Origin of the sequence: Cohnella zeiphila, assembly GCF_014212055.1 — a bacterium.
GTDB classification, from domain to species: domain Bacteria; phylum Bacillota; class Bacilli; order Paenibacillales; family Paenibacillaceae; genus Cohnella; species Cohnella zeiphila.
On record NZ_JACJVO010000002.1, the window covers coordinates 191,630 to 208,408 of the forward strand.

Consider the following 16,779-nt stretch of genomic DNA (forward strand, 5'->3'; position numbering starts at 1 on the left):
GAAACGAACCTGAGCGATGGGGATATTGGATATCGGAACAGAGCGTGAAGCTTGCACGCTCAGGACTTCAACCGGTCAGCGAAGACGGAACGGCTCGGTGTTTGCTTGGGAAGGAAGCACTTCGGTGTCGTAGCCGGCGGCTTTGAGCTTCTCCTGGAGCCACCGGGCCGTCTTCGGCTTCATGATCTTCTCGGCGTTATGTCCGGGATCGACGATCGCCAGTCCCATCGCGTCGGCGTCATGAGCCGTATGGTAGTCGATGTCGCCGGTCACGAGCACGTCTGCGCCGGCGAACTTGGCATGGCGGATATAGCGGCTGCCGGAGCCGCCGAGCACGGCCACTTTGCGAACTTGCCGGGAGCCGTCGCCGACGACCCGCACGAACGGCACGTCCAGCGCCTTCTTCACGCGCTCGCAGAACGAATCGAGACTTTCCGGCTGCGGCAGCGAGCCGACCCTTCCGAGCCCGAACGAACGGCCCTTCAGGTCGACCGGGTACAGATCGTACGCGACCTCCTCGTACGGGTGCGCCTTGAGCATCGCCTGCACGACCGCTTTGCGCGCGCTGTCCGGCACGATCGTCTCGATTCTCACTTCGGCCGCCTTCTCGAATTTGCCCTGCTTGCCGATATACGGATCCGTTCCTTCCCGAGGCAGGAAAGTGCCGGTTCCTTCGATGTTGAAGCTGCAATGGCTGTAGTTGCCGATCCAGCCGGCACCGGCGTTGAAAAGGGCGCCGCGAACCGCATCCTGATGATCGACCGGGACGAACACGGCCAGCTTAAACAGTTTATCGGTGTGCACTTCCTCGAGCACCGCCCGGCCTTCGATGCCGAGCGCTTCGGCCATCCAATCGTTCATTCCGCCTTCGGCCGAGTCCAGGTTCGTATGCGCGACGTAGACCGCGATATCACGGCGCAGCAGACTTGCCATCAGCGCCCCTTCCGGAGTATCGGTCTGCAGATGCTTCAGCGGCCGATACAGCGGCGCATGGTGGGCGATAATCAACTCCGCGCCCAGCTCGCCCGCTTCCTCCACGACCGCGGGCGTCACGTCCAGCGCGACCAGAACGCGCCGGATCTCCTTCCGCAGCGAACCGATCTGCAGCCCGATCCGATCGTCCGGAACGGCGTAATGCTTGGGCGCCAGCTTCTCCATCCATTGAATTACCGTTTCGCCGCGGGCCAGCATGCCAGCACCTCCTTGATTTTCGCGATCGCCTTCTCCCATTCCAAAGCTTTTCTCGCCGCTTCGTCCGATTGGGACAATCGAAGCCGTTCTCTGATGGTTTCCCGCTTCGCCAATTCGGATTCCCACTTCCTGCGGAACGTCTCGTCCGAACCCCGCAGCAGCAGCGGTCCCATCTCCCGGATCAGGGGCACCGGCACTTCGGCGCTACCGAAGCCGAGCAGCGACGGATCGTACAGCTCCGCATTCCGCTTCTTCGCCTCCGCTTCCCCGTCTCTCTCTGCCTTGAGCATCGTATAAATCTCTCCGTCTTCCTCCAGCAGCTTTTCCTCGATCAGGACGTAAGCATGGTCGACGAGCCACTGCCTCACTTGATCTTCCGCTACGTGCGGCGACAGAATGAGCGTGCGGACGCCGTCCAAGCGGCGCCCCGCTTCCTCCAGCAGCCGAACCATCAAGCTGCCTCCCATGCCGGCGATGCACACCGTATCGACTTCGCCCGGCTTCAAAACCGTCAGGCCGTCCCCTTGCCGGACCGACACGATGCCGTCAAGACCGGCTGCCTTTACTTGCCTCTGCGCCGCCTCGACCGGCCCTTTGTTCACGTCCCCGGCTACCGCAAAAGGCACTCTGCCCCCTGCGGCCAAATAAACCGGGAGCAGCGCGTGATCCGTCCCGATGTCGGCAAACCGCGCGCCTTCCGGCACCCAGTCCGCCAACGCGGCCAATCGGCCGGACAGCTTCACGTCCGCTCCCGCTCTTTGCGATCTCGTCATCTTATACAACCCATTCCATCCATTGTTTTCGCAGACGATACATGCCAATTCCCAGAATGACCGTCTTGACTGCCAATTCCACCTGAATCCAAGGAGTATCGATATGGTACAGCGCCGAGTAGACTTCCGGCATGAACCAAAGCACTAACGCGATTGCCAGCAGCACGCCTCCCGCCGACCGAAGCTTCACATGCGTAAACCAACTGAGCCAGCCGAATAACAGGGAAGCAGGCACCCAGAATACCTGCGTTTCCGCCCAGGTCGCGTTCGGGATCTGGCGGGCCAGCATCCATGAGTAGAGCACGATGATCGCGAGCCAACCGACCGCATGGAGCACTCCGACTCGCAGGCCCACACCGCAGACGATCCAGATGAGCGCGCAGGCCATCAGCAGCAGAATCGGCCCTCCGCCGGCCGTCCATCCGTGCAGCCGAAGCAGGCTGATTCCCGCGACGAGCAGGTAAATCACGCTCGCTCCCAGAAACAAGAAGGAGCGAAGCGGCAATTTGTCCCGCCACCATGCGCCCCCCGTAATAAAACCGGCCGTTCCCAGGCCGGTGAAGGCGATTTGCATTGCAAGGGGAAACGCGCTAAAATGAAGTACAAACAAGCAGGACAAGGCAAATATTCCAAATACAAGAATCCACGCCTTGCCGGAAGCTTGTCCGATCTTTCGAACGGCGGCGCCCATCGCATTCCTCGGACGGTCATCCAGATCATCCAAATATAAATTTTGCAGGAAGTCGCAGTATTGATCGGGAAGCATCTTTCCCCGTCTCCAGGACTCGATTTCCTTCACGATCATCTTCTTCTTGTCTTCATCCGACATCGCCATCCGGCATGCTCCTCTCGCCCGCGCAGGAACAAAAAGACCTTCAACCGTTCCGGCAGAAGGTCTCCAAAACAGGCTAATACCTGTATCGGCTTATTCGAGAAAATCTTTTAGCCGTTTGCTCCGGCTTGGATGGCGAAGCTTGCGCAGAGCTTTGGCTTCGATCTGACGAATCCGTTCGCGGGTCACGCCGAACACTTTGCCCACTTCCTCCAGCGTGCGGGTCCGTCCGTCGTCCAGGCCGAAACGGAGACGCAGAACGTTCTCTTCCCGCTCCGTAAGCGTGTCGAGCACGTCTTCGAGCTGTTCCTTCAGCAGTTCGTACGCGGCGGCGTCAGCCGGCGCCAACGCTTCCTGGTCTTCGATAAAGTCTCCCAGATGCGAGTCGTCCTCTTCGCCGATCGGCGTCTCGAGCGAGACCGGTTCCTGGGCGATCTTCATAATCTCCCTTACCTTGTCCACGCTCAGCTCCATCTGCTCGGCGATCTCTTCGGGCGTCGGCTCGCGGCCGAGTTCCTGAAGCAGCTGGCGGGAGACCCGGATCAGCTTGTTGATCGTCTCGACCATATGAACCGGAATCCGGATCGTGCGCGCCTGGTCGGCGATCGCGCGGGTAATGGCCTGGCGAATCCACCAAGTCGCGTACGTGCTGAATTTATAGCCTTTCGTATGGTCGAACTTCTCGACGGCTTTGAGCAGGCCCATATTCCCTTCCTGGATCAGATCAAGGAACAGCATTCCGCGCCCGACGTAACGCTTGGCGATGCTGACCACCAAACGGAGATTGGCTTCAGCCAGTCTCTTTTTGGCTTCTTCGCCGTCGTAGCCGCCGATTTCGATCTTCTTGGCGAGTTCCACTTCGTCGTCGGCGCCGAGCAGCGGGACTCGTCCGATCTCCTTCAAGTACATCCGGACCGGGTCGTTGATCTTGATGCCGGGCGGCAAGCTCAGATCGTCGTCGAAGTTGAAGTCGTCCTGCCCGTCTTCGTCGCTCCCTCGTCCCAGTTCATCGTGGTCGTTGACGACTTCGATGCCCAGATCGGCCAACTGCTCAAAAAAATCGTCGATCTGGTCGGCGTCCTGATCATAGGGAGACAGTTTTTCCATGATGTCTTTATAGGTCAGGGAACCCTTCTTCTTCCCTTGCTCCATCATTTGAGCCTTGACTTGCTCCAGCGTCAATTCCGCTTCCAGCCCGGTATGTTGATCGTTCGCCATTTCCGACTCCCTCCTCCCCGGAACGTAGGCGGCCTAAAGCACTTTCCGCTGCTTTTCCAGGGCGATAATCTCTGTTAAAATTTGCGCGGCTCGCAAAGGATCCCCTTGTTTCTCCGCACGATGCATCTCTTCATACATCTGTTCTATTCTCGATTTGGAATTCCATGATTCAATCGTGCGAAGGTAATCCGTAAGTTCCCGTTCGCCGAACGGAATCTCGATCAGCGCGATGGCGCCTACGATCCTCTCCAGCCGCTCGTCATGCAGGAATGTCATGAATTTACCGATATCGGGAGCATTGCCCTGCGAATAATAGCTATATAAATAAGCAGCAATGGCCGCGTGTTCCTCCATATGAAACCGATCGCCCAGGCGGTTCTGGACGGCGAGCGCCGTATCCGCGTCGTGCATCATCCAGTGAAGGAGATGGCGCTCCGCCCTTACGTTGGCCGGTTCAAGCGGCGGGTGTCTAGGCGAAGACCGGGTGTCATTCCATACATTATTCCACGATCCGTCCGGAATATCCCCAGACGTTCCCAATTTCTCCTGTCTGCGAATATCGGCCGCCTCCTGCTTGAGCGCATCGAGCGAGACGCCGAACTCTTGGGACAGCTCCCGAAGGATCAATTCCCGCTCCGTCGGGGAATCCCTCCGGGCGACCAGCTTGACCGCCTCGCGCAAATACCGAATCTTCCCATCATCTTCTAGGAGTATATGGGATTTGCGCAAATAGATGAGCTGAAATTTGACCGCGGAAACCGCTCCTTCGACGATCTCGCGGACGAACGCTTCGGCCCCGTGCTCGCCGATAAACTCGTCAGGGTCCATCCCCGGAGGCAGCAGCGCGATCCGGACCCGAAAACCCGCTTCTTCAAGCAGCGGCAAGCTTTTGTAAGCGGCCGCTTGTCCGGCGTTGTCTCCGTCGTAGCAGACGATCGCCTCGTCCGCGAAACGCCGCAGCACCGCCGCATGCTCGGCGGTCAGAGCGGTTCCCATCGTGGCGACTCCGTTCTCGACGCCGGCCGACCAGGCTTTGATCACGTCGACGTAGCCTTCGAACAGCACGACCTGCTTCGTCTTGCGGATCGCTCCCCGCGCTTCCCGCAGCCGGTACAGCGTCCGGCTCTTGTTAAACAGCGGCGTCTCGGGCGAATTCATGTACTTCGGCTGCCCGGCCGACATGAGCCTTCCCGCGAAAGCGATGATGCGGCCGTCTCCGCTATGAATCGGAAACATGACCCGGTCGCGGAACCGGTCGACGTAGCCGTCCCCTTCGTGCCGCTTGAGCAGCAAGCCGCCCCGTTCCATCTCTTCCGGATCGAAGCCGTTCCGCTGCAGCGCCTGGGTCAGCGTGTCCCAACGGGACGGAGCGTATCCGATTCCGAATTCTTCGATCAGCTTGTCCGTAAATCCGCGGGAACGGAGGTAGTCCATCGCCGGCTTCCCGGCTTCCGTATTGCGAAGCACGTACCGGTACAGCTTGGACGCATAACCGTTCGCTTCCAGCAGCGTTGCGCGTTCCTTCTGCTGGGGAGTAGCCTCCTGCTCCGCCTCGTCGGCCTGCCAGGTCACGGGAATGCCGGCTTCCTCCGCAAGCCGTTTAACCGCTTCGGGAAACGTCTCGTTCTCCATTTCCATCACGAACTTGATGACGTTGCCGCCCTTGCCGCATCCGTAGCAGTAAAAAATCTGCTTCTCGGGCGTCACGGTGAACGACGGGCTCTTCTCCGAGTGGAAGGGGCATAACCCTTTCAGGTATTTGCCCTGTTTGGCGAGCTGCACGTAACGTCCGACCGTTTCGGCGATCTCGTGGCGGCGCAACACTTCGTCGATGGTTTCCTGCGGAATCATTCCGTGGTTCATCACGAAATCACCTTCTTTTTACGCGATTCCTCCAAGACAAGTTTCACCCCATCTCTTCCGAATCCCTTAAGCCGAACCGCCGGCTTCCGCAAGCAAGCCGCGAACGTTTCGGAACGGCACGTATTACAATTCGCTAGTTTTCCCGAATCTCCTGCATCCCCCTAAGCAACAATGTCAGTTTTTGTTGAAATCGGGTTCGATCTTGCTCGGTGAATGCTTTCGGACCTTTCGTCCGCTTGCCTCCCCGCCGTTGTCTGGCCGACAGATGGCGCTGGGCCAGCAAGCCGTCGATATCGGATTCCGCGATCGTTCTTCCTCTGAACGTCAACACCGCCGCTCCTCTGGCAAGGCCCAGCGCAGCCAGTCCGTAGTCGCCCGTAACGAGGATATCGCCGGCTCCGATCGCGTTCGCGATATAAAGATCGGCCGATTGGTCGCTCGCATCGACGGTAACGACGTCTACCCCCGGCTCGGGGACGAGCAGATGGTCGTGCGAAGACACCATCAAGGCGCGGGCGCCGCACGCCTGCACCGTTCTCGCGATTTCCGACTTGACCGGACAGGCGTCGCCGTCCACGACAACCCGGTTACGAATCGGGGCCATCCGACATCACCTACGAGTTCCCCCAAAGTTTGCCGTATTATTATATACGCTAACCGGGCCGAAAATCCTGCCTGCGTCCCATTAAATTTTAAAATGATATACCTAACGCCCCTTGATGTCAAGAGTTCGTTCTTCAATTTGTCGTTTTTTTGTCAATTCCTCCCTGAGCGGCCCCGAAAAGCGTCAACAACCAGCCTTCCGCGAAAGGGAGGGCTGGTTGAGAGCTCGGGGAACGAAACGAAACGAAACGTACGCCGGCCACCCACCCTACCGTAACGCGAAGGGCATCCGCTACCGGTTCTGCAGATGGTCCAGAATAAGGCTGGCCGTCTCTTCGACCGCTTTGTTCGAGACGTCGATGACGACGCAGCCGATCTTCTTCATGATCCGATCCGCATATTCGAGTTCCTGCTCGATCCGCTCGGCCGTCGCGTAAGAAGCGGAATCCGGCAGCCCGAGCGCCTTCAGCCGTTCCTTGCGGATGGCGTTCAGCGCATTCGGCCGAATGGTGAGACCGATCACTTTGCCCGGATCGACCAGGAACAGTTCGCGCGGCGGAACGAGCTCAGGAACGAGCGGAACGTTCGCTACCTTCAGCGTCTTGTGGGCGAGCACCATCGACAGCGGCGTTTTCGAAGTTCGCGATACGCCCGTCAGCACGATGTCCGCCTTGCCGATGCCGGCGACGTCGCGGGCGTCGTCGTAGCGGACCGCGAATTCGACCGCCTCCACCTTGCGGAAGTAGCCGGCATCCAGCACGTGGTTGAGACCGGGCTCATGCCGGGAAGGCCGGCCGAACAGCCGCTCCATGTTGCCGATAAGCGGGCCGAGCAGGTCGATCGTCGTGACTCCCTTGGCGGCCGCCCGTTCGGTCATCCGTTCGCGAAGATGCGGAATGACCAGCGTATAAAGGAGAACGCTGTTGTCGCTCGCCGCCGTGTCCACGACCGTGTCGATCGCTTCTTCCGTCTGGATGAAGCCGATGCGCCGGATGTGGACCTGGAGCGGGTGGAACTGGGCGGCCGCGGCCCGAACCGCCAACTCTCCGGTATCCCCGGCGGAGTCGGACACGACATACACCGTTACTTCCGTCTCGGACATTCCTCATCACCTCTTCACTTTAAGGGACGCCGGCATCCCGTCGTTTCTTGCCGCCGCTCTTGGCGTCGAAATTCACCCTACCCACTTGGAGAAATCGGCGAACGATTTGACGTCGTCGGCGATATTGGCGAGCAGCGACAACCGGTTGCGGCGAATCGCCTCGTCCTCCGCCATGACCATCACCGCTTCGAAGAAGCCGGAGATCGGTCCGTTCAAGGCGGAGAGCGCGGCAAGCGCCTCTTCCAGCTTCGCCTCGTTCACGGCTTTGGCATACGTTCCGTGCGCCTTCTGCCACGCCTCGTACAAGGCGCCTTCGGCCGGATCCGCGAACAGGCTGGCGTCGATCTGCCGGGATTCGTCCGCTTTCGCCGCCAAATTGCAGACGCGGTTGAACGAATCGACGGCCGGCCGGAACGCTTCCTTCCGCGCGCCTTCCGATTCGTCCTGCAGCGCCTTCGCCCGCAGCAGCGTGCGGCGCACGTCGGCGCAGCCCGCGCTCAGCACGGCGTCCGCGACGTCGTATCGAATCTGCTGGTCGGCCAGCACGTTCTTCACCCGCAGCGCGAAAAATTCGTTCAGGTCGCGCAGCACGTCGTAAGCTTCGCGCTTCAGCGGCCTGGCGGCGGCGAGCGTCTCCAGCGCCAGCTGGAACAGTTCCGGCAGCGGCAGTTCCAGCTCGCGCGCGAGCAGCGTCGAGACGATGCCGGCCGCTTGGCGGCGCAGCGCGTACGGATCCTGGGAGCCGGTCGGCACGATGCCGATCGAGAAGCAGCCGACGATCGTGTCCAGCTTGTCGGCGATGCCGACGATGGCGCCGACGAGCGATTCCGGCGGCGTGTCTCCCGCGTTGCGCGGCGAGTAGTGCTCGTTGATCGCACGGGCGACGGCTTCCTTCTCGCCGGCCTTGCGGGCGTAATCTTCGCCCATGATGCCCTGCAGCTCCGGGAACTCGTATACCATCTGCGTCACGAGGTCGAACTTGCACAGCTCGGCCGCACGGTCGACGCCGGCCTGCGCCGATTCGTCCGCCCGCAGCTTCCGGGCAAGCTTGTTCGCGACGTCGCGGATGCGCCGAACTTTGTCGGCGACGGTGCCGAGCTCCTCGTGATACACGATGTTTTCCAGCTTGGCGAGGAAGTCCGGAATCGCAACCTTCTGATCCTCTTCATAGAAAAACTTCGCGTCGGACAGGCGCGCCCGCAGCACTTTCTCGTTGCCCTTGGCGACAACGTCCAGCGACATGGCGTCGCCGTTGCGAACGGTGACGAAATAAGGCTGCAGCTTCCCTTCCGCGTTCAGCACCGGGAAGTAGCGCTGATGCTCGCGCATCGAAGTAATGAGCACTTCCTGCGGAATGTTCAGGAACGAAGGATCGAACGTCCCGTACAGAACCGTCGGCGTCTCGACCAGGAAGAGCACTTCTTCCAGCAGGTCTTCCTTCACCGCGATCTTCCATCCCCGTTCCGCGGCCAGCCCGTCGATGCCGTTTACGATGGCCGCCTTGCGCTCTTCCACGTCCGCGATCACGTGCTGCTCCCGCAACTTGCCGACGTACTGCGCCGGTTCTTCGATCGTCGCGTCCGCGCCCAGGAAGCGGTGGCCTCGCGTCGTGCGGCCGGTCTCGACGCCGGCAATCTCGAACGGCACGACTTCCGATCCGTGGAGAGCGACGAGCCAGCGGATCGGCCGGATGTACCGCAGCTCCCAGGAGCCCCAACGCATGTTTTTCGGAAAAGTGAGCGACGTCGCGAGCGACGGCAGCGCGTCCGGAAGCAGGCTCGCCGTATCGACGCCGACGCTCGACTTGTTGGCGTACACGTATTCGACCCCGGACAGCTCCTTGAAGAACAGCGCTTCCGGCTCAACGCCCTGGCTGCGCGCGAAGCCGAGCGCAGCCTTCGACCAGCCGCCGGCTTCGTCCAATGCGATCTTCCGCGCCGGCCCTTTCACTTCCTCGCTGACGTCCGCCTGCCTGTCGGCGAGCCCGGTCACGAGCACGGCCAGCCGCCGCGGCGTTGCGAACGCCCGCACTTCCTTATACCCGATACGGCTGCCGTCGAGCCATTTCTCCGTCTTGTCCTTGAGCTGGTCCATCGCGGCGCGCACGAAGCGGGCCGGCACTTCTTCCAGGCCGATCTCCAGCAGCAGATCCTTAGCCATCGATCTCCACTCCTTTCTTCAGCAGCGGGAAGCCGAGCCGCTCGCGCTCCTGCAGGAAGGTCGCGGCCACTTGCCGCGCCAGGTTGCGCACGCGGCCGATATAGCCTGTCCGCTCGGTTACGCTGACCGCGCCGCGCGCGTCCAGCAGGTTAAACGTATGCGAGCATTTCAACACGTAATCGTACGCGGGAAAAACGAGATTCTCATCCATGGCGCGCTTCGCTTCGGCCTCGTAGGTCGAGAACAGCTGGAACAGCATCGCCGCGTCGGACACCTCGAACGTATATTTTGAATGCTCGTATTCCGGATGCTTGAACACGTCGCCGTAGCGGACGCCGTTCACCCATTCGAGATCGTATACGTTCTCCTTGTCCTGAATGTAGGAAGCCAGCCGCTCCATGCCGTACGTAATTTCGGCCGAAACCGGGTGGCAATCGATGCCCCCGACTTGCTGGAAGTACGTAAACTGGGTGATTTCCATGCCGTCCAGCCATACCTCCCAGCCGAGTCCGGCGCAGCCGAGAGAAGGATTCTCCCAGTTGTCCTCGACAAAGCGGATGTCATGGTGGCGCGGGTTGATGCCAAGCCGGTTCAAGCTCTCCAAATACAGCTCCTGAATGTTGTCCGGCGACGGCTTCATGATAACCTGGAACTGGTGATGCTGATACAGCCGGTTCGGATTCTCGCCGTAACGGCCGTCCGCCGGCCGGCGGGACGGCTCCACGTAGGCGACGTTCCACGGTTCCGGTCCGATCGCTCGCAGGAACGTCATCGGGTTCATCGTTCCCGCGCCTTTCTCCACGTCGTACGGCTGCACGACGATGCAGTTCTGCTCGGCCCAGAACTGCTGCAGCGTCAGCGTCATCTGCTGAAAATTCATCTTCGCCACGATTGTTCTTCTCCTTCTTTCTCCCCGCGGGGAGCTTGGTTGGCGGCACTTGCGAGAGGGGCGGACCGGCAGCCGGCAGCTCAAAAAGCTCCCGTCTCCACGTCTGCCCTCGCAGACGTAGGGACGGGAGCTCGTTCCCGCGGTTCCACCCTACTTGGCGCCGTCGCGTCACCGCCCGGGAACCGAAGTCCGCCGGCGGATGCCGCTCGTTTGCCCGCTCTTTGGCATGGCCGTTTCTCTCGGGAGCGCCCTTCGCCGATTCGTCGCGCCGGGCTCCCACCGCCCCCGGCTCGCTGATGCCGACCGTCAACCGGCTACTCCTTCTCCTTCAACGAGAACGAAGCCATTAATATGCATTATTCTAGCCGAATGCCGCCCGGGATGTCAAATGCGCGGCCGGCGGTTCGCCCGCTTAACGTTCAGTCCATGCTTGGACATTGCTCGAAGCTTGAGTTTACCCTCGTTCGCTACTCCGGTTCGGCGGGGCGGTCGGCCCTTGGAGCGCGCATGTCGGAATCGATCCGTTCGGCCAGGCGCTCCCACTGATCCAGAAAATGCTGCGACTTGAGCTTCAGCCCGAGATGGTGGTCCATCCACTTCCGCATGGCGAGACGAAGCTCGTTTTTGAGCGCGTCCTTGACGTTGATCTGCCCGAGCCGGCGAAGATCCAGCCCGGCAAACAACCGCAGAAGTTTCCATGCCGTCTCGCTCAGGTCCAAGGCGTACGGGTCCTTGCCGCGGCAATAGGGGCAAAGCGCCCCGCCCGCGCCCGGACTGAAGCGAAACGGAACGCCGGTACGGCCGCAGCCGGCGCATTCGTCGAGCAAGGGGGCGTAGCCGGCGATCCCGGCAATTTTCATCTCGAAGGCGCGGATGACGATCTGCGGATCCTTGCCTTCGGCCAGAGCGTCGAAGCAAGCTTTCAACTGGTGAAAAAGAAAGCCGCCCGCATCTTCTTCCCCGACGCCCCGATCGCATAGCTCCGCGGCGTAAGCCGCATAAGCGGCCTCCTCCAGCCCTTCCCTGAGCGCCCGGTAGGACTCGATGATTTCGCCGCTGTTCAGGGTGCCGAGCTGGCCGGATTTATAGAAAGAAAAATCCCCATGCGTAAACGGCTGCGCCAAAGAGGAATAGCGGCTTTTGGGCTTGCGCGCGCCCTTGACCACGATTCCCTGCTTGCCGTGCGATGGGGTGAGGATCGTAATGATTTTATTGCCTTCGCCATAGTCCGTTCCGCGGATAACGATTCCTTCCATCCGATACAGCATCGGACAACCCTCCGTCCGTTGCAAGCCCGGCACCGCCCGTCAGGGCGATGCCGGTTCGACCGCGGAATCGCCCTCCGGCGAATCGGGAGCGCCCGGCGGCTCCTCGCCGCCCGTCCCGAGCTTGTTCATTTCCTTGTACAGCAAATAGGCTTCAATATCGCCGGTCTGCGTAAACACGTGCCACGTGAAATCCCGCACAGCGCCTCATCCTCTCCCGACGGAAATGAATTGCCCGAATTCCGTCTTTAGGATGTCACGGCGCCGCCCGGGGTATGCCTGACAACATCTTGCTGGAAAGGCTTTAGTCGTGCCGGAAACCGAGCGATTTGAGCACCGATTCGCGGTTGCGCCAATCTTCCTTTACTTTGACCCACAGCTCCAGAAAGATTTTGGATCCGAGCAGCCGTTCCATGTCCTGCCTGGCCAGCTTGCCCACTTCCTTGAGCATCGCCCCGTTCTTGCCGATGACGATCCCTTTCTGCGACGATCGCTCCACGTAGATGACCGCGCCGATATTGACGACGCCGTTCGCTCCCGTCCCCATGCTCTCGATCTCCACCGCGATCGAGTGCGGGATTTCCTCGCGCGTCAATTGCAAAATTTTCTCCCGGATGAGCTCGGCGCAGACGAACTGCTCGGGATGGTCCGTCACCTGGTCGGCCGGATAATACATCGGTCCTTCCGGCAAATATTTGGCGATCTGGTCCAGCAGCGTCGTCACGTTGTTGCCGAGCAGCGCGGACACCGGAACGACCTCCGTGAAAGAATGGAGCCTCGCGTACTTCTCGATGATCGGCAGAAGCTCTTCCGGATGAACCTTGTCGATCTTGTTCAGGACGAGAAATACCGGCGTATCGACCTTTTTGAGCTGTTCGATAATGTAGCGGTCCCCGCCCCCGAGCTCTTCGGAGACGTCGGTCAGGAACAGCACCGCGTCCACCTCGTCGAGAGCGCTCTGGGCGGATTTGACCATGTAGTCGCCGAGCTTGGAATTCGGCTTGTGAATGCCGGGCGTGTCCAGAAACACGATTTGCGCGTCTTCCGTGGTGTATACCCCGTGAATTTTGTTGCGGGTCGTCTGCGGCTTGTCGGACATGATGGCGATCTTCTGCCCGATGACCTGGTTCATCAAGGTCGATTTGCCGACGTTCGGGCGGCCGACGATGGCGACGAACCCGGATTTGAATTTATGCTCGCTCAAGGCGCATCCTTCTTTCCGTAATCGCGGTTGTCGTGGAGCGAGAAGGCTCCTGGCAGCAGCTCCGAGGGCGTCGTCACGCGGACGTCGCCCTTCAGGTTGCTTAGAATAATCGGCATGTCCGGCGCGCACAGCTCGGAGATGACCTGGCGGCAGACGCCGCAAGGAGCGATCGGCTCGTCCGTGTCGCCGATGACGGCGAGCGCCCGGAACGAACCCGGCGCGCAGCCGTCCGCAATGGCCCGGAACAGCGCGGTCCGTTCGGCGCAGTTGGTCGGTCCGTAGGCCGCGTTCTCGACATTGCAGCCCGGATGAACGACGCCATCCGCGTCAAGCAAGGCCGCTCCGACCTTGAAATTCGAATAAGGCGCATACGCCCTTGTCCTCGCTTCGGCCGCCTCCCGGATCAATTGCTCATTCGATTCGCTCATGCCGTCCCTCCTTCGGTTATGGACACGGTTGGGTCAAGAGCCGAAAAAAGCCCGCCAAAGCGGAGGGCCCAATACGATGACGCCGACCGCGGCCGCATACAGCGATGCGACCAGCACGGCCCCCGCCGCGGCGTCCTTGGCGATCTTCGCCAGTTCATGGTCGTCCGGCGACGCCAAGTCGACCGCCCGCTCCACGCCGGTATTGAGCAGCTCGGTCACCCATACCGCCGCGATGGCGGAGAGCAGCCACAGCCATTCTCCGGCGTCCACTCGCAGCACTGCCCCGGCGATGGCAACGATCGCCGAGGCAAGAAGATGGAATTTCATATGCGGTTCATGCCCGAGAGCGTAATGAATCCCTTCCAAGGCATTGCGGAACGATTCGCTCTCGGTTCGATTGCGTCTTCTTCTCCCGCTCAACGGGACAACCCCGCTTTCGTGAGTACCGCTTCCTGCTTGGCGAACATCGCCTTCTCTTCCTCCTCGCTCTCGTGATCGTACCCGAGCAGGTGGAGGAAGCCGTGAACGAACAGGAAGCCCAATTCCCGCTCGACCGCGTGTCCGTATTCATTCGCCTGTTCGATGGCGCGCGGGACGGAGATGACGATATCGCCAAGCAGCTCGGCGAACGGATCGAACGAATCGTCCTCGGCTTCCGGATCGTCCTCCAGCGTCTCGTAATCGTCGTCGTAGACGATCTCCGTCTCCTCGTCATCGGCGCTTCTCATCGGGAAGCTCAAGACGTCGGTCGGCTTGTCCAGTCCCCGGTGCTCCCGGTTCAGCTCGCGGATGCCTTCGTCGTCGGTCAGCGTCAGCGTCACGACGCCGTCTTCCACGCCTTCCATCTCCCCTGCGAGCTGCAGAAGCCTCTCCAGCAGATCCGGCCAATCCGCTTCCGCTGAATCGCCGCCTTGTTCTCTCTCGTCGATCCACTCCAGCGCCAACGTCATGCCTGCCGCTCCTTTGTCTCTTTGCGAATTTTCAAATCTTTGTCGTCGGGATACTCGATCCGGGAATGGAACATGCCGAGCACCGTCTCCTTCAACGTCACCGCGATCTTGTCCATTTCCCGCAGCGTCAAGTCGCATTCGTTGAATTGCTGGTCGTCCAGCCGGTCTTTGATAATTTTCCCGATGATCGTCTCGACCTGTTCGACCGTAGGATGGTCGAGCGAGCGGACCGCCGCTTCCACGCTGTCGGCGATGCCGACGATCGCGGCTTCCTTGGTCTGGGCTTTAGGCCCCGGATAGCGGAAGTCGTCTTCCGTATATTCGAGCGGAATGCCCTCTTGCTCCGCCTGCTTGGCCGCTTTGTAATAAAAAAACTTCAGGAACGTCGTCCCATGGTGCTGCTCGGCGATGTCCCGGATCTGCTTCGGCAGCTTGTGCTGCTTCAGCATCTCCGCCCCGTCCCGGGCGTGGGCGATAATGATCGACGCGCTGACCTTCGGATCGAGCTTGTCGTGCGGATTGGCGCCGCCGTTCTGGTTCTCGATGAAGTACATCGGCCGCTTCGTCTTGCCGACGTCGTGGTAGAACGAGCCGACCCGGCACAGCAGGCCGTTCGCGCCGACCGCTTCCGCCGCCGCCTCCGACAGGTTGCCGACCATCAGGCTGTGATGGTACGTTCCCGGCGTCTCGGTGAGCAGCTTGCGCAGCAACGGGTGATTCGGGTTGGACAGCTCCACCAGCTTCAGCGCGGACAGAATGCCGAACGTCACTTCGAAAAACGGCATGACGCCGACGACGAGAATCGCCGTGAGCAGCCCGCTCACGAACATGAAGCTGACCGATTGCAGCAGTTGCACGCGATCCAGGTCCGATTCCACGAGCATGAGCGCCACCACGGCGACGGATCCGAACAGGCTGATCATGATGCCCGCCTTCAAGATCGCCGACCGCTGGCTGGCGCGATGAATCGCCAGCACGGACGTGAACGAGACGACGGCGGCGACGAATCCGTAACGGAAGTCGAATACGGACTGCTGGCCCACGTTCAGAATGACGCTGGAAAATACCGTGAACAACAGTGCGCTGACAAGGCCCATATGCATGTCCAGCAGCAGCGTGACAAGCATGCTTCCGAGCGCGACCGGCGCCAGAAAGCCGATGTTCGGCCAGCGGTCGGTCGGCGCCAGCGCAACCAGGTGCATGAGCAGCAGATTGATCGCGAAGATCACCAGCATCATCAAGAGCTTCACGTTGTCGCTTCGGGCGGGGCCTGACGAAGCCGCGCCTTCGGACAGGGAGGCGGATCCGGCCCACGACGTCATCTCTCCGTACCCGTAGAACGACAGAACGAACAAGATCGACAGCAGCAGCACGCCGAGCTGCGGCCAGTAATTTTTCTGCGCCTTCAGCATGCCCATGCTGTCGAGCCGGTCGTACATATCCTGCGTAATGACTTGTCCCGCCTTGACGATGACGTCTCCGGGCTTGTACACGATCGGCTGCGTGTCCTGCTTCGCCTGCACTTTGGCGTTCTCGGTGGCGTCTTTGTCGTAGAACTTGTTCGGCGTCAGCACGAAGCGGGCGAGCTCCTGAACCGTCTCGCGCTCCGTCTTCTGGTCGAGCGAGCTCGTGTTGACCAGCTCCGCCACCTTGACCCGGGCCGTCTCGGCATCCGGCACCGACTCGTTCATCAGCTTCCGCACGATGTCCCGGCCGACGACCCGCATGTCGGAGATCTGGTCGGAGGTCAGCTTCGGAAGCTTGTAGAACGTCTCTTCCGGAATGCTGTACTTCTGCGTCTGAATGTCTTTCTGCATCTCTTCGAGCAAGCTGGCGGAATACGTCTCGCCGCCGGAATTGTTCTGAACGAACGACGCGACGAACTGGTCGAGCCGGGCGGGAATATCCGTCCGGTAAATATCGACCTTGTTGTCCGTCGTCACCTGATCGTCCTGATTCAGCTGATCGATGCGGACCAGAATCTCGTCCAGCAGCTGCTCGTTATGAAGCGATACCAGCGAGTAGACGGGGCTGACTTTGTCGGCCGCCTTCTCCTGCGCCTCCAGCGTCGCCTTCTCGTCCACGATCTGGCGCGGCGCCTTGATGTCGTGCTCCGTTTTGCCGTTCAGCGTAATATCGTAAGTCTGGGGAACCAGCCGCGAAGCCAAGCTGAAATAAAAAAGCAGCACGAACAGCAGCAGCAGCAGCACTCTGACGGCTCCGCTGCGCTTCCAACCCCCTGCGGAAAAGGATGACGACGCTCTCGCCGGTCCGTTTCGTTTCCGATTCATCCGGCGTCCT

16 protein-coding genes are annotated in these 16,779 nt (G+C 60.6%); all 16 read right to left on the minus strand.

The features are described 5' to 3' along the window. Window positions 1–75: 75 nt before the first annotated feature. The 16 genes from H7C18_RS02130 to H7C18_RS02205 all read right to left on the minus strand — a co-directional run bounded on the left by H7C18_RS02130 (window position 76) and on the right by H7C18_RS02205 (window position 16,769). Window positions 76–1,191, minus strand: coding sequence for a Nif3-like dinuclear metal center hexameric protein (locus tag H7C18_RS02130; RefSeq protein ID WP_185127360.1), 1,116 nt, complete (start codon window positions 1,189–1,191; stop codon window positions 76–78). Continuing rightward, complete coding sequence (locus H7C18_RS02135; RefSeq protein ID WP_185127361.1) at window positions 1,167–1,964, minus strand: tRNA (adenine(22)-N(1))-methyltransferase; 798 nt, start codon at window positions 1,962–1,964, stop codon at window positions 1,167–1,169. The genes H7C18_RS02130 and H7C18_RS02135 overlap by 25 nt, the downstream gene beginning before the upstream one ends. Before the next feature lies 1 nt (window position 1,965). Further along, a complete protein-coding gene (locus tag H7C18_RS02140; RefSeq protein ID WP_185127362.1) occupies window positions 1,966–2,799 on the minus strand; it encodes a hypothetical protein in 834 nt (277 codons plus the stop codon). Between the two features lie 90 nt (window positions 2,800–2,889). Next, the gene (gene rpoD / locus H7C18_RS02145; protein ID WP_185127363.1) at window positions 2,890–4,014 is read right to left on the minus strand and encodes an RNA polymerase sigma factor RpoD; all 1,125 of its coding nucleotides are present in this window, start codon (window positions 4,012–4,014) and stop codon (window positions 2,890–2,892) included. 33 nt (window positions 4,015–4,047) lie between these two features. After that, window positions 4,048–5,877, minus strand: a complete 1,830-nt coding sequence (gene dnaG, locus H7C18_RS02150) for a DNA primase (RefSeq protein ID WP_185127450.1) — start codon at window positions 5,875–5,877, stop codon at window positions 4,048–4,050. Window positions 5,878–6,010: 133 nt separating this feature from the next. Next, a complete protein-coding gene (locus tag H7C18_RS02155; RefSeq protein WP_185127364.1) occupies window positions 6,011–6,481 on the minus strand; it encodes a YaiI/YqxD family protein in 471 nt (156 codons plus the stop codon). 291 nt (window positions 6,482–6,772) lie between these two features. Then, window positions 6,773–7,582: a pyruvate, water dikinase regulatory protein gene (locus tag H7C18_RS02160; RefSeq protein WP_185127365.1), complete on the minus strand. Its 810-nt coding sequence runs from the start codon at window positions 7,580–7,582 to the stop codon at window positions 6,773–6,775. Between the two features lie 72 nt (window positions 7,583–7,654). Beyond that, the gene (glyS, locus tag H7C18_RS02165) at window positions 7,655–9,742 is read right to left on the minus strand and encodes a glycine--tRNA ligase subunit beta (protein ID WP_185127366.1); all 2,088 of its coding nucleotides are present in this window, start codon (window positions 9,740–9,742) and stop codon (window positions 7,655–7,657) included. Then, window positions 9,735–10,622: a glycine--tRNA ligase subunit alpha gene (gene glyQ, locus H7C18_RS02170; protein WP_185127451.1), complete on the minus strand. Its 888-nt coding sequence runs from the start codon at window positions 10,620–10,622 to the stop codon at window positions 9,735–9,737. Before glyQ ends, glyS begins: the two co-directional genes overlap by 8 nt. A 476-nt stretch (window positions 10,623–11,098) precedes the next feature. Continuing rightward, on the minus strand, window positions 11,099–11,899 hold the full coding sequence (gene recO / locus H7C18_RS02175) for a DNA repair protein RecO (RefSeq protein WP_185127367.1): 801 nt from the start codon (window positions 11,897–11,899) through the stop codon (window positions 11,099–11,101). A 39-nt stretch (window positions 11,900–11,938) separates the two neighbouring features. Further along, entirely contained in the window at window positions 11,939–12,097 is a 159-nt protein-coding gene (locus H7C18_RS02180; protein ID WP_185127368.1) for a YqzL family protein, read from the minus strand. Window positions 12,098–12,200: 103 nt separating this feature from the next. Next, the gene (gene era, locus H7C18_RS02185; RefSeq protein ID WP_185127369.1) at window positions 12,201–13,100 is read right to left on the minus strand and encodes a GTPase Era; all 900 of its coding nucleotides are present in this window, start codon (window positions 13,098–13,100) and stop codon (window positions 12,201–12,203) included. After that, the gene (gene cdd / locus H7C18_RS02190) at window positions 13,097–13,528 is read right to left on the minus strand and encodes a cytidine deaminase (protein ID WP_185127370.1); all 432 of its coding nucleotides are present in this window, start codon (window positions 13,526–13,528) and stop codon (window positions 13,097–13,099) included. Before cdd ends, era begins: the two co-directional genes overlap by 4 nt. A gap of 33 nt (window positions 13,529–13,561) precedes the next feature. Then, a complete protein-coding gene (locus H7C18_RS02195; protein ID WP_238357406.1) occupies window positions 13,562–13,948 on the minus strand; it encodes a diacylglycerol kinase family protein in 387 nt (128 codons plus the stop codon). Next, the gene (gene ybeY, locus H7C18_RS02200) at window positions 13,945–14,478 is read right to left on the minus strand and encodes an rRNA maturation RNase YbeY (protein WP_185127371.1); all 534 of its coding nucleotides are present in this window, start codon (window positions 14,476–14,478) and stop codon (window positions 13,945–13,947) included. The genes H7C18_RS02195 and ybeY overlap by 4 nt, the downstream gene beginning before the upstream one ends. Next, a complete protein-coding gene (locus H7C18_RS02205) occupies window positions 14,475–16,769 on the minus strand; it encodes an HD family phosphohydrolase (protein ID WP_185127372.1) in 2,295 nt (764 codons plus the stop codon). Before H7C18_RS02205 ends, ybeY begins: the two co-directional genes overlap by 4 nt. Window positions 16,770–16,779 lie beyond the last annotated feature (10 nt).